The 12,814-nt window shown below is 69.6% G+C and carries 9 protein-coding genes; 4 read left to right on the forward strand and 5 right to left on the reverse strand.

The window, feature by feature from the left end:
- Positions 1-84: 84 nt before the first annotated feature.
- The 3 genes from ftsA to A33M_RS15295 all read right to left on the reverse strand — a co-directional run bounded on the left by ftsA (position 85) and on the right by A33M_RS15295 (position 3,274).
- Positions 85-1,404 (reverse strand): cell division protein FtsA, encoded by a 1,320-nt coding sequence (gene ftsA / locus A33M_RS15285; RefSeq protein ID WP_008388786.1) that lies wholly within the window; start codon positions 1,402-1,404, stop codon positions 85-87.
- Positions 1,401-2,243 carry a cell division protein FtsQ/DivIB gene (locus tag A33M_RS15290; protein ID WP_202801906.1) on the reverse strand — a complete coding sequence of 281 codons (843 nt, stop codon included), beginning with the start codon at positions 2,241-2,243 and terminating at the stop codon, positions 1,401-1,403. Before A33M_RS15290 ends, ftsA begins: the two co-directional genes overlap by 4 nt.
- 89 nt (positions 2,244-2,332) lie before the next feature.
- Positions 2,333-3,274, reverse strand: a complete 942-nt coding sequence (locus A33M_RS15295; protein WP_443213271.1) for a D-alanine--D-alanine ligase — start codon at positions 3,272-3,274, stop codon at positions 2,333-2,335.
- 197 nt (positions 3,275-3,471) lie between these two features.
- On the opposite strand from A33M_RS15295, the gene A33M_RS15300 reads away from it, so the two are divergent.
- Complete coding sequence (locus A33M_RS15300) at positions 3,472-4,260, forward strand: bestrophin-like domain (RefSeq protein ID WP_237718387.1); 789 nt, start codon at positions 3,472-3,474, stop codon at positions 4,258-4,260.
- Between the two features lie 128 nt (positions 4,261-4,388).
- Positions 4,389-5,201, forward strand: coding sequence for a bestrophin-like domain (locus tag A33M_RS15305; RefSeq protein ID WP_237718388.1), 813 nt, complete (start codon positions 4,389-4,391; stop codon positions 5,199-5,201).
- A gap of 6 nt (positions 5,202-5,207) precedes the next feature.
- Here the strand turns inward: A33M_RS15305 and murB are convergent, their stop codons facing one another.
- Complete coding sequence (gene murB / locus A33M_RS15310; protein WP_008388796.1) at positions 5,208-6,125, reverse strand: UDP-N-acetylmuramate dehydrogenase; 918 nt, start codon at positions 6,123-6,125, stop codon at positions 5,208-5,210.
- Between the two features lie 105 nt (positions 6,126-6,230).
- Complete coding sequence (locus tag A33M_RS15315; RefSeq protein WP_202801907.1) at positions 6,231-7,745, reverse strand: B12-binding domain-containing radical SAM protein; 1,515 nt, start codon at positions 7,743-7,745, stop codon at positions 6,231-6,233.
- A 404-nt stretch (positions 7,746-8,149) separates the two neighbouring features.
- Here A33M_RS15315 and A33M_RS15320 point away from each other — a divergent pair, with 404 nt between their 5' ends.
- Together A33M_RS15320 and A33M_RS15325 are read left to right on the forward strand one after the other, a co-directional pair.
- Positions 8,150-9,811 carry a caspase family protein gene (locus A33M_RS15320; RefSeq protein WP_008388802.1) on the forward strand — a complete coding sequence of 554 codons (1,662 nt, stop codon included), beginning with the start codon at positions 8,150-8,152 and terminating at the stop codon, positions 9,809-9,811.
- Positions 9,812-10,411: 600 nt separating this feature from the next.
- Positions 10,412-12,403, forward strand: coding sequence for an autotransporter domain-containing protein (locus A33M_RS15325; RefSeq protein ID WP_083850493.1), 1,992 nt, complete (start codon positions 10,412-10,414; stop codon positions 12,401-12,403).
- Positions 12,404-12,814 lie beyond the last annotated feature (411 nt).

Raw genomic sequence — 12,814 nt, forward strand, 5'->3', positions numbered from 1 at the left:
GCCTCTTCGTGTCGGGGGCGTGGGTCACGCCACCGGGTCGCGCCGGTCCGCCGCCGGCGGGGTTCGAGCTGTTTCCTCGGGACGTCAGAAGCTTTCGCGTAGCCATCGTCCGACCCGTGTGAAGTAGCCGCTGGAGCCCGACCGCATCCTCTGGGCCCGTCGCGGATCGAAATGTTCCAGGTGCGCCACCTGGGGATAGACCAGGAGGCCGGCCGCGACCGCGAAGGCCGCTCCTTTCGCGCCGTCGGGAAGCCCGGAGACCCCGAGCGGCCGGCCGATCCGGACCGGACGCCCGAGGATGCGCGCCGCGAGCTCGGTGAAGCCGGTCAGCTCGCTCGCGCCCCCGGTGACGATGACCCGCCCACGCGGCTCGCCGGCGAACGGCGAGGCCGCCAGCCGGTCGCGAACCATCTCCAAAATCTCCTCGACCCGCGGCTTGATGATCCGGGTCAGCGTCGCGCGGGACACGAACTGCGGCGGTTCGCGGTCGTCCCCCGGCACCGCCGGCACGGCGATCATGTCGCGGTCGTCCATTGCGCCACCCAGCACATTGCCATAGAGCGTCTTGATTCGCTCGGCATCCGGCACGGCCGCGCTGAGTCCGCGGGCCAAATCCATCGTCACGTGTTGCCCGCCGAGCGCAAATCCGTCCGCATGGACGAACCGCCCGCCGGAAAATACCGACAGGGTGGTGGTTCCCGCCCCCATGTCGACCACCGCGGCACCGAGCTCGGCCTCGTCGTCGGCGAGCGCGGCGAGCGCCGCGACATAAGGACTCGCCACCATCGCCTCGACCGACAGGTGGCAGCGCTCGATCGCCAGCATCAGGTTGCGGGCGGCGCCGACATCGGCGGTGAGCACGTGCATGTCGACGCCGAACCGGCGCGCCAGCATGCCGCGCGGATCGCGGATGCCGCGGGTGCCGTCGATCGCGTAGCCGATCGGCACCGAATGCAGCACCACCCGGCCGGGCCGCACCGACATCCGGCTGCCGGCGGCGAGCACGCGGCCGATGTCGGCCTCGCGCACCTCGCCCGGCACGTCGACCGAGGCGGCGAACAGCTCGCTCGCCGGACGGCCGCAGGAGAGCGAGACGATCACCGCCTCCACCTGGCAGCGCGCGGCGCGCTCGGCGAGATCGACCGCGTGGCGGATCGCCACCTCGGCCTCGGCCAGCTCGACCACGTTGCCGGCCTTGAGGCCGTGCGACTCGGTGTGGCTGAAGCCGACCACCTCGATCGAATGGGTGCGGCGCCGCAAAACCTCCTGCGGCGGATGCGGCGCGAGGCGCGCGATCAGGCAGGCGATCTTGCTGGTGCCGACGTCGAGCGCCGCCACCGTCGCGCTGCGGCGCGGATGCAGCGGCTTCATCTTCGGGGTGAGGCCGTATTGGAGGGCGTTCATGCGTTCCCTCCTTTCTTCTTCTTGGGCTTCAGGGCCTCCTCGCGCGCCTCGGCGGCGCGGTCGGAGAGGCGCACCGTCACCCGGCCGGGCATGCGCAGATCGACCACGGTGATGTCGCGCGCGAGCAGGTTCTTCTCGCGGTCGAGCCGGGCGAGGTGGTCGAGCGCGCGGGCGACGCCGGTTTCCGGCAGCTTCACCTCGACGCCGTTGGCGAGCAGCACGTTCCAGCGCCGCTCGCCGACCAGCACCGAGGCGCGCACCTGCTCGCGGATGGCGGGAACCTTCGACAGCTCGGCGAGGAAGGTTCGCGCCCGCGTTTCCGCACCCTTGCCGACCACGAAGGGCAGCGCGACGAGATCGGGCGAGACGAACGGCTCGAGCACGGTGCCGTCCGAGGCGATCACCCCGACCTGCCCCTCCTTCTGCCACAGCGCGAAGGCATTGCGCTCCTTGATGTCGATCGCGAGCTTGTCGGGATAGAGCTTCTGCACCGTGGCCTCGCCGATCCACGGGCTCTCCTCGAGCCGGGTGCGGGCGGCGGCCGCGTCCAGGAACAAGAGCGAGGTGTGGCCGGTGACGCCGGCGATCGCCAACACCTCGTCGCGGGTGAGATGCTTCTGGCCGGTCAACGCCACCGCGGTGATGCGGAAGCCGGCGGCATTGGCGGCCATGTGGCGGGCGTCGTCGAGCCAGGCGATCACGTCCGGACCGTGGCCGCCGCGCACGATGCCGAAGCCGATGCTGGTCGCCATCACGAGAACGAACCCGGCCTTGCCGAACCAGCGCGGCCACGCCTCGACCCACAGCACCAGCCGTGTGCCCTGCCGGCGCAGCCGCACGAACGGCCCGTGCGAATGGTGAAAGGCCGCCGCGCGTCCCCGGCCGGTGGCCCGCGGACGCGGCGACGCTCCGGGCTTCGATCGCCCGGTCAGCGGCCCAAAGACGCGTCCTCCACCATCCATTCCACCAACTCTTCGAACGAGATACCCGCAAAAGCCGCCATGTCGGGCACCAGCGACGTCTCGGTCATGCCGGGCTGCGTGTTGACCTCCAGGCAGGCGAGCCCCCCAAAACCCTCGAGGCGGTCGTCGTACCGAAAGTCCGCGCGGCTCACGCCCCGGCATCCGAGCGCCTGATGCGCTCGGAGAGCCAGTCTTCGGACCTCTTGGTAAACAATCGGTTTAATCGGGGCCGGCAGGACGTGCCGCGAGCCCCCCGGCGCGTACTTGGCCTCGTAGTCGTAGAAGGAGACATTCGAAACGATTTCAATGACATCGAGCGCCCGGTCGCCGACCACCGCACACGTTAACTCTTTCCCTGCGATGTAGCGCTCGCACAACACTTCTTCACCATATGGCCAATCCGGCCGGGTGAGCTCCTGCGGCGGGTGGGCATGCTCGGGGGTGACGATGAACACGCCGACGCTCGATCCCTCGCACACCGGCTTGATCACATAGGGCGGTTCCATGACGTGGGCGCGCGCGGCCTCGCGCCGCGACACCACCCTACCCTCCGGCACCGGCACCCCGGCCGCCGCCAGCACCACCTTGGCGGTGTCCTTCTGCATCGCGAGCGCAGAGGCCATCACCCCGGAATGGCTGTAGGGGATCTGCAAAACCTCGAGGATGCCCTGGATGGTGCCGTCCTCACCGGGCCGGCCGTGCAGCACGTTGAGCGCGACCTCGGGCTTCAGCGCGGTGAGCACCGCGGCGATGTCGCGCCCGACATCGACCCGCTCGACCCGGTGGCCGCGCGCCTCCAGCGCCGCCGCGCAGGCCGCCCCCGACCGCAGGCTCACCTCCCGCTCCGACGACCACCCCCCCATCAGGACGGCGACGTGCCTGCTGCTCATGTCTGTCTCCCCCTCCACGCACCCGGCTTCGTTCGGCGCTCCGCCACCGACGTGGCTCGCCGACCGGAGCGAATTCCACGGCCCGCTCCCGCCCCTCGCGAGGCCGGGCTCGATATCGGACCACGAGCGCCGGTATAAGTGAATCGCCGCAGCTTTGCGCCCCTCGCGCCGACGCTCGGCGCTCCCGCGCGAAACTCCGTTCGGCACTCCGTGAGGTGACCGTGATCGACGCCTGGCTCGACCTTCCGGCCGTCTGGCTGTTTCTCTCTCTTCTCCTTTTCTATGGCACGGCTGCGGCGGTGCTCGCCTGGCTCGCCTTTCGCTCGCCGCTCGGCGAGCGGATCCGCCGGTGCTCGGGGGTGGTGGCACCGTTCTTCTCGTCGGTGGCGGTGCTGTTCGCGCTGCTGACCGGGTTCTTGGCGAGCGACATCGCCGAGCGGAACCGGCAGGCGTGGCGGTCGGTCAACAACGAGGCGAGCGCGATCGCCAGCGTCAACACGCTCGGCCTCGCCGCCGCCTCCGACACCACGGCGTTGCGCGCCGCACTGCAAGCCTATGCCGAGACGGTGCTGGCCGACGAATGGCCGAAGATGGCGGAGGGGCTGCACTCCTCCCGCACCGGCCAGGCGCTGCGCGCGCTGCTGCGGCAGGCCGCCGACCCGGCGATCGCCCGCGAATCGGGGCAGGCCGTCCACAACACGCTGCTCGGCGCGGTGATGCGCATCCGCGACGCCCGCGCCGACCGGCTCGCGCTCGCCTCCGACCGCACCAACGACGTCAAATGGGCGACCGTGCTGATCCTCGGCCTGATGACCCAGATCGCCATCGCCCTCGTTCATCTGGAGAAGCCGCGCGCCCACATGGCTGCGCTCACCGTCTTCTCGCTGGCGGCGATCGTCGCGCTCGGCCTGATCGCGCTGCAGGAGCAGCCGTTCAAGGGCGCGCTGCGGGTGTCGCCGGCGCCGCTCCAGCGCGCCGTCGCCCTGATCGTCCCGCCGCCCTGAGCGGCTCGCCGCTTTCCCCGCCCTCGGCGACACCGGCACCGCCTCTGTTGCGGCCGGCGGTCGGACGACCGCACCTTACGCGCAAAAATAGTGTGACTGGAAATCATACCCGTTTTGCGCGAGCATGGATGCCCCCGCCACCGAAGGCACTCCCGGAGGGCACCGTGATCGACACCTGGCTCGGGCTTCCGGCCGCCGCCCTGCTCGCCTCGCTGGTCGGACTGTTCGCCGGCGGCGCGGCGGTGATGGCGTGGCTGGCGCTGCGCTCGCCGGTGCGCGAGCGGGTGAGGAGTTTGACCGGCATCACCGAGTCGGTGTTCGCCTCCGCCGCCGTGCTCTTTTCGCTGCTCGCCGGCTTCCTCGCCAGCGACATCGCCGACCGCAACCATCGCGCCTGGCGGGCGGTGAACGCCGAGGCCGGGGCGATCGCCAGCCTGTTCGCGCTCGGCCGGTCGAGCGGGGCGCCCGAAATCGATCGGCCCCTGAAGGCCTATGCCGAGGCGGTCGCCTCCGACGAATGGCGCGAGATGGCCCGGCACCGCCACTCGCCGCAGGCGGAAGCGGCGCTGCACGCGCTGATGCGGCAGGCGAGCGACCCGGGCCTCGCGGCCAAGATTCCGCCGCCGGTGCATGCGGCGATCCTGTCGGCCGTGCTGCGGCTCGGCGAGGCACGGGCCGACCGGCTCGCCGTCGCGCTCGATCGCACCGCGCGCATCCAGTGGCTGAGCGTGCTGGTGCTGGGGCTCGTCACCCAGCTCACCATCACGCTGGTGCATCTCGAATATCCGCGCGCCCACATCGCCGCCGCAGCGGTGTTCGCGCTGGCGGTGATCGTCGCGCTGTGGCCGATCGCGCTGCAGGAAACGCCGTTTTCCGGCACGCTCGGCATCACGGCCGAAGCATTCCGGCGCGAGGCCGCCCGCATCGCGCCCGGGGAGTGAACTCGGTCAAGCGGGCACCCCGATCCGCTCGATCTCCCAGTCGAGCAGAATGCCCGAGGTGTCCTGCACCCGCGCACGCACCGTCTCGCCGAGCGTCTCGATGTCGGCGGCGGTAGCGTTGCCGCGATTGATCAGAAAATTGCAGTGCAGCTCGGAGACCTGTGCGTCGCCGACGACGAGGCCGCGACAGCCGGCGGCGTCGACCAGCTGCCACGCCTTCTTGCCCGGCGGGTTCTTGAAGGTCGAGCCGCCGGTGCGGCTCTTGATCGGCTGGGTCGCCTCGCGAGACTCCGTGATCGCCTCCATCGCCGCGGCGATCTCGGCAGGATCGCCCGGCGCACCCTGGAACAGCGCCTGCGTGAAGATCACGTCCCTGGCGACGCCGCAGTGGCGGTAGGTGAAGTCCATGTCGGCGTTGGAATAGACCCGCACCCGCCCCTGGCGGTCGACGCCGCGCGCCTCGACCAGCACGTCCCTGGTCTCGCCGCCATAAGCGCCGCCGTTCATCCGCAGCGCGCCGCCGATCGCGCCCGGAATGCCGCGATAGAAGGCGAGCCCGGCGATCGCGGCCTCTTGCGCGGCGCGCGCGACCTTGACGTCCGGCACCGCCGCTCCGGCGCGGATGCGGTGCCCCTCCTCCACCACGATCTGCGCAAAACCGCGGCCGAGCCGGATCACCACGCCCGGCACGCCGCCGTCGCGCACGATCAGGTTGGAGCCGAGCCCGATCAGCGTCACCGGCAGCTCCGCCGGCAGCCGGGCGAGGACATGAGCGAGGTCGTCCTCGTCCTCCGGCACGAACAACAGCTGCGCCGGCCCGCCGACCCGGAACCAGGTGAGCGGCGCGAGCGGCGCATTGGCGGTGAGCCGCCCGCGCACGCCGGGCATTTGTGCCCGCAAGGCGGGGAGAAGGTCGGGAAACATCGTTTGTTTTCTCGGTCTCGTGAGGACGCTCGACCGGCCCGTGATAGCCGACCGGCGGGCGATCGCAAAAAATCCGCGCAAAATTCGTGCGGGAAACAGCCGAACCTACTCGGCCGCCATCGGCACTTCCTCGGGGCGGGCCGAGTAGTGCGAGGCCTTCTGCCGGCCGGCGGAAGCGTCGCGGGCGGAAAGGATCAGATGGTGGGCCATCACGCCGATCCGGATCAGATGCTCGATCTGGCCGCGTCGCAGGCAGGCGAGCGCGACCCTCCAGAACTCGCGCCGGTAGTCGGACTTCACGCCGACCGTCCAGAGGACGTTGCGCAGCATGCGAAGACCCCGCTTCACGTCGCTCCACGGCACGTGGCGCTGCGACAAAGGCGGCGACAGGCGGTTCGGATAGGTGTGATCGAGCTGATGGCGATAGCGGGCGAACACCGCAGCCGGCGAGAACGCCTTCTCCATGCAGTCGCGCCACATCGCGATCACCTGGTCGTACGGCATCTTGAAGTCGACATTGGAGTCGCGGCTTTCGTCGTCGAGCAGCCGGCCTTCCTTTTCCAGCCGATCCCACAGGGGCGTGCGCGGCAAGGCCTGCAACAGGTTGATCGTCAACATCGGGATCTTGGTCGCCTCGACGAAGTCGAGCACGCGGCGGCCGGTGTCGGGGCGATCGGTGTCGAGGCCGAGAATGATGCCGGACACCACCTCGAGCCCGTGGGCATTCAGCGTCTCCACCGCCTCGACGATCGGCACCATCATGTTGTGGTCCTTGGAGATCGCCTCCAGCGCCTCGGGCTCGGGGGTCTCGATGCCGCAAAAGACCGTCTCGAACACCGCCTCGCGCATCAGCGCCAGAATCTCCGGCCGCTTGGCGATGTTGAGCGTCGCCTCGCAGGAGAAGATGAACGGATAGCCGTGCGCCTTCTGCCAGTCGACCAGCGCCGGCAACAGCTCGCGCACCGCCCGGCGGTTGCCGATGAAGTTGTCGTCGACGAAATAGATCGGCCCGGTCATGCCGCAGGCGAGCAGCGTGTCGAGCTCGGCCAGAACCTGCGCCGGCGACTTCAGCCGCGGATTGCGCCCATAGAGCGCCGGGATGTCACAGAACTCGCAGTGATAGGGGCAGCCGCTGGAATACTGGATCGAGCCGGTGAGATAGCGATCGAGCTCGCAGAGGTCGTAGGCCGGCACGGGAAAGTCGGCGAGGTCGCGCCGCTCGCGCGTCTCCAGCACCACCTGACGGTCGGGCCGCGAGGGATCTTTCGCCAGCCGCGCGATCAGCGCGTCGGTCGCGTCGCCCAGCTCGCCGACATGGAGATAATCGAACCCCGGATAGAACTCCCGGCAGGCCGAGACCGACGAGCCGCCGAGCACGGTGGTGCGGCCGAGTGCGTGGGCGCGGCGACAGATCTCCTCGATCTGCCGGCGCTGGGCGTGCATGCCGGTGACCAGGACGGCGTCCGCCCACAGAAAATCATCGCGCGTCGCCGGGCGGATGTTCTCGTCGACGAGGCGCACCTCCCAGCTCTTCGGCAGCGACGCGGCGATCAGCAGCAAGCCTTGCGGCGGCATCAGCGCGCGCACCCGACCGGTGAGCGGATAGGCATGCTCGAACATGCCGAACGCCGAGGTGTAACGCGGACAGACGCAGAGAATACGTCGCGTGTCCGACGACGACACTTCCGGTGCAGAACCAGTGACCGGCATTCCCGTTGCTGCCATTCCCGTTCCTGCCATTCCCGTCCCTGCAATGCGACACGACGCTCGGCCGCCGGGCGATCCGCCGTCCCGCAATGTCGTGGAATACCGACAAGGTCGGCGACGGAGGGCGAGGCTGTCAAGCCGACCCGGAACCCGGTGACGGAGGGCGCACTCGCCTGGCGAGCAGCGTCGCGGTCGCCGGTTGAGATTGCGATTGGAGCTATCTATTGTGGCGGTCGTGCAGCAACTGGGCGCCACCGCCGCCATTTCTCGACGTGGTCGTGCTCGCGCGGTCACGCTCCGAGGCTCGAGGTTCGGCCATGAAGCAGTCCGCTCTCGTCGTCGCCGCGCTCCTTCTCCTGTCCGTGCTGTTCAACGGCCCGTCGCGCGCCGAGGCGCCGGCGCTCCGCCTCGCGCAGGCGGCCGGCAAGAACCGGATCGCACTGGTGATCGGCAACGCGACCTATCCCGACGACAACCGGCCGCTCGCCCACCCGATCAAGGACGCCGAGGCGATCGCCGCCGAGCTGAAGCGGGCGGGCTTCGAGGTTTCGGTCGGCACCGACCTCACCAAGCAGAAGCTCCGGACGGCGCTCGACACCTTCAAGGCGAAGATCTCGCCCGGCACGGCGGCGCTGCTGTTCTTCAGCGGCTACGGCATCCAGACCGGCAAGCAGTCCTACATCATCCCGGTCGACGCCCAGATCTGGACCGAGGGCGAGGTCAAGCGCGACGGCATCAGCGTGGAGTCGATCCTCGCCGAGATGAACGCCGCCGGCGCCGGGGTGAAGGTGGTGATCGTCGACGCCGCCCGCCGCAACCCGTTCGAGCGCCGCTTCCGCGGCTTTTCGGCCGGGCTCGCGGCGCTCAACATCCCGGCCGGAACGCTGGCGATGTATTCGGCCGCCGCCGACAAGGTGGCGAGCAACGCCGGCGGCGAGCACAGCCTGTTCGTCGACGAGCTGCTGAAGGAGCTGCGCTCGCCCGACCTCAGCGCCGAGGCGATCCTCAACAACACCCGCATGGGGGTGTCGCGCGCCTCCAAGAACGAGCAGGTGCCGTGGGTCGCCTCCTCGCTGATCGAGGAGTTCTATTTTTCGCGCGGCGCCCGGGAGCCGGTGACGCAGGCGCCGGCGGCACAAGAACCCGAGAAGCAAGCCGCAGCTCCGCCGCCGCCTCCACCTCCCCCGCCGCCGGTGCCCACCGTGACCGAGACGCCCGCCGCGCCGGCATCGCCGCCGGCGCCGAAGCCGGCCGAGACGGCGGCCGCCCCTGCCCCGCCTCCGCCACCGGCGGCGGACGACGAGCCGGAGGAGACGCCGAAGAAGCCGGAGCCCTCGCCCGCGATCGCCAGCACCGCGCCAGCCCCGCAGCAGCCGGCCGCCCCGAAGCCGGCCGCCCCGAAGCCGGTCGCGCCGAAACCGCCGGTCGCCGCCCCTCCGCCGCCGCCACCGGAGGCCGAGAGCGACGCCTCGCCGCCGGTCGAGCGCGACGCGGCGATCCTCGCCCTCGACGCGCAGATCGCCAAGAACCCGAGCGACGGCAACATCTATTATCGGCGCGGCCAGGCCTGGGCCGAGCGCGGCCGGTTCGGGCTCGCGGCCGAGGATTTCGGGCGGGCGATCCGGCTCGATCCGCGTGACGCCGAGGCCTACAACAATCGCTGCTTCACCCGCGCGGTGCTCGACCAGCTGGACGACGCCGTCGCCGACTGCGACGAGGCCTTGCGGCTGCGCCCGGACTATGTCGACGCGCTCGACAGCCGCGGCCTCGCCCACCTCAAGCTCGGCCGGTACGACGCGGCGATCGCCGACTACGACAAGGCGATCGGCCTCAATCCCCGGCTCGCCACCGCCTATTACGGCCGCGGCAAGGCCAAGCTCCAGAAGGGCGACAAGCGCGGCGGCAACGCCGATATCCGCAACGCCCGGGCGATCGCCCCGACGGTGCCGTCGGAATTCGCGAGCTACGGCGTGAAATAGCTTTTTCGCGCCGTTTCACCGACTGCTTTTCGGCATCGTGCCGGCGCCCCCGGCGCCGATTTTCGCGCGAGCGCTCGCGCAATCGATAGTTGCGTCGCGGCGACGCGAGCACGCCCCGAAGCGTTCCGGCGAAGGGAGTTGTTCTCGCTTTCCGTGCGCCTCGAATGCCGGTCTATGGCAGAAATGACGCAGACGACGGACGCGTGACAGCGCCGTATCGACCTCGTGACGGCACGGCCGACCATAACCCGGCTAGATCTCCGCGACAGACCCCGGAAAGCACCCCGAAGTCACCTGTATCGTGCAAGAAAGTCGATTCGGCCGATATCGACCCTCGGTCGAGGGGTATTCGGCGGACTCGTTCGGTTGGCTACAGGATTATGCGGATGCGGTGATAGCCCCCGCGAGTCGCCTTATCGCAATACCTCCGTTCTGTGTTTTCTCGGCCCGATCTTGTTGCGTTTCGGTCACGCCGCCTCTGCAAAACGTGTGGTTGCCGTCTCGGGACGGGCGCTTCGTGTTCCAGCCGTGGCGGGATCCTGGTTTAGTGACGGCGAAACGATTGGAAACGATCGACGCACATCGGGACGGGGGACGAAGATGCGCAGGACCATTGGCGGCACGGGCCGCTTCGATCGTAAGAGCGTGCTGTTGGGCAGTGCTGCCCTCGTCGTCGGAATGGCGGTCTCGGGGGCCGCCCAGGCGCAGTGCGTCGACACCACGCCGGTTCTCGCGACCTTCAACAACACGCCGATCACCGGAACGTCGCTGCTGCCGCTCGCCCAGGCCGGGACCATCAACTCGCTGGTGTCGACCCTGAACACGACCACCACGGTGTTCCAGGCACAGACCGGCTCGGCGTTCGTGTCGAGCCCCGGCAACGCCCCGCCCGACACCAACGGCGGCGGCGTGTGGGCGCGCGCGATCGGCGGCGAGGTCGAGACCAAGAACACCGGCGTGACCACGCTGCAGAGCGGCGGCGCCGCGGTCGCCGGCTCGGTCGTCTGCGACACGACGACCAGACAGGGGTTCGTCGGCTATCAGTTCGGGCGCGACATCGCCAAGCTGAACTGGTTCGGCTGGAACATCCACACCGGCGCGACGGTCGGCTATCTCGCGTCGGAGTCGCGCGACAAGACTTTGGGCGGGACCTTCTCGGGCGACACCCAGATCCCGTTCCTCGGCACCTACATCACCGCCACCAAGGGCCGCTTCTTCGCCGACGCGCTGGTGCGCTGGGACTATTACAATCTCGGTCTCGACGACAACGCGGCCGGCCTGTTCGGGCAGACCCTCAATGCCCGCGGCTGGTCGATCGGCGGCAATCTCGGCTACAACATCGCGCTGCCGAACAACTGGTTCATCGAGCCGTCGGCCGGCTTCACCTACTCGAAGGTCGAGGTCGACGCGCTGAACGTGTCCGGGACGTTCTTCTCGGCGCTGCCCGGCGCGTCCCTGCCGGGCGTGGTGCAGACCGACGACATCGAAAGCCAGCTCGGCCGCTTGAGCGTGCGGGTCGGCACCAACCTGACGACGCCCTATGCGGCGATCCAGCCGTTCGTCACCGGCAGCGTGTTCCACGAGTTCGCCGACGACGTGACCACGAACTTCGCCGTGTCGCCGACCTTCTCGAACGCCTTGTTCGGTGCGCCGCTGACCGGAACGCTGGTCACCGACCGGGTCGGAACGTTCGGCCAGGTCTCGGCCGGCGTCGCCGGCCAGATGCTGAACACCGGCTGGCTCGGCTATGTCCGCGGCGACTACCGGTTCGGTGAGAACATCGAAGGCTGGGCGCTCAACACCGGCATTCGTTATCAGTTCACGCCCGAGCCGCTGCCGGCCGGCCCGGTCGGCAAGCACCCGATCTACGCCAAGGCCCCGCCGGTGCCGGTCGCAGCCCCGGTCCACTGGGGCGGCTTCTATGCCGGTGTCAATGCCGGCACCATCTGGGGCAAGACCGACGACTGGAGCTATGTCGGCGACACCGCCGCGTCCGAGCCCAAATATGCCGGCGCGCTGCTCGGCGGCCAGATCGGCTACAACTACCAGATCGGCAACTGGGTGCTCGGCGTCGAAGGCGATCTCGCCTGGAGCAACGCCAAGGGCTCGGCCGCCGACCCGCTCGGCACCGACGCGGCGTTCTTCTTCACCGACGAGACCCGGCTCGACTGGTTCGGCACCGTCACCGGCCGGCTCGGCTATGCCTGGGAGCGCACGCTGTTCTTCGTGAAGGGCGGCTTCGCGGCGGCCGACGTGACGCAGCAGACCGTGTTCAACCTGCAGGGCTACGGCAACCCGGTCGCCGCCACGATCAACGGCGTCTCGTTCGGTCCCTACACCGCGCCCGGCACCGGCCCCGTCAACGGCACCACGACCACCGCGACCGGCTGGACGATCGGCTTCGGCGCCGAGTACGCGCTGACCGGCAACTGGTCGGCCAAGGCCGAGTATCTCTATTACGACATCGGCACCGACACCTACACGGTCGACAACGGCCTGCAGGTCGATGCCCGCGAGCGGGGCGGCATCGCCCGCGTGGGCGTCAACTACCGGTTCTCGACCTGGGGGCTGCCGGTCGTCGCCCGCTACTGATCGGCTTCGGCGCGGCCCACGCGGCCGCACCGGCCTCCCTGCGGCGATGCTTCGGGAGGAGGTTCTCCGGCGAGACGAAAGCCCGACGAGACGACAAGAGTCCGGCCTCGCGCCGGGCTTTTTTCGTCGTCTCGTTCTCGATCGGGCATCGGGCAGCCTCACCGGACCACACGCCGGACGCCCGCCCTTCACCCCGGACCTCGCCGGCGCCCCCGGCTGAAAAAGCAGAATATCGTTGCCGATCCGGGTCTCGCCGGCGCCGGACGCCGATCGATGTATCTATCAGATACTGGCGATTTAGCCTCAAATGCCCGTGAAACCCTTGTTCGGCCGTCGCGACGAAGGGTAGGCTCGGACCCGTGGTGAGAGCCCGTTTGGAAACTCGGACGCGGGCTGCGTTGCGGCGCGAAC

This window comes from Rhodovulum sp. PH10 (assembly GCF_000293785.1).
Taxonomy (GTDB): domain Bacteria; phylum Pseudomonadota; class Alphaproteobacteria; order Rhizobiales; family Xanthobacteraceae; genus Rhodoplanes.

What these genes read in the sequence shown, in the direction of transcription:
- ftsA (WP_008388786.1), bottom strand. Translation starts at nt 1,404, where the DNA reads ATGAACGCCCTCCAATACGGCCTCACCCCGAAGATGAAGCCGCTGCAT.
- A33M_RS15305 (WP_237718388.1), top strand. Translation starts at nt 4,389, where the DNA reads ATGCCCCCGCCACCGAAGGCACTCCCGGAGGGCACCGTGATCGACACC.
- murB (WP_008388796.1), bottom strand. Translation starts at nt 6,125, where the DNA reads ATGTTTCCCGACCTTCTCCCCGCCTTGCGGGCACAAATGCCCGGCGTG.
- A33M_RS15315 (WP_202801907.1), bottom strand. Translation starts at nt 7,745, where the DNA reads ATGTTCGAGCATGCCTATCCGCTCACCGGTCGGGTGCGCGCGCTGATG.
- A33M_RS15320 (WP_008388802.1), top strand. Translation starts at nt 8,150, where the DNA reads ATGAAGCAGTCCGCTCTCGTCGTCGCCGCGCTCCTTCTCCTGTCCGTG.
- A33M_RS15325 (WP_083850493.1), top strand. Translation starts at nt 10,412, where the DNA reads ATGCGCAGGACCATTGGCGGCACGGGCCGCTTCGATCGTAAGAGCGTG.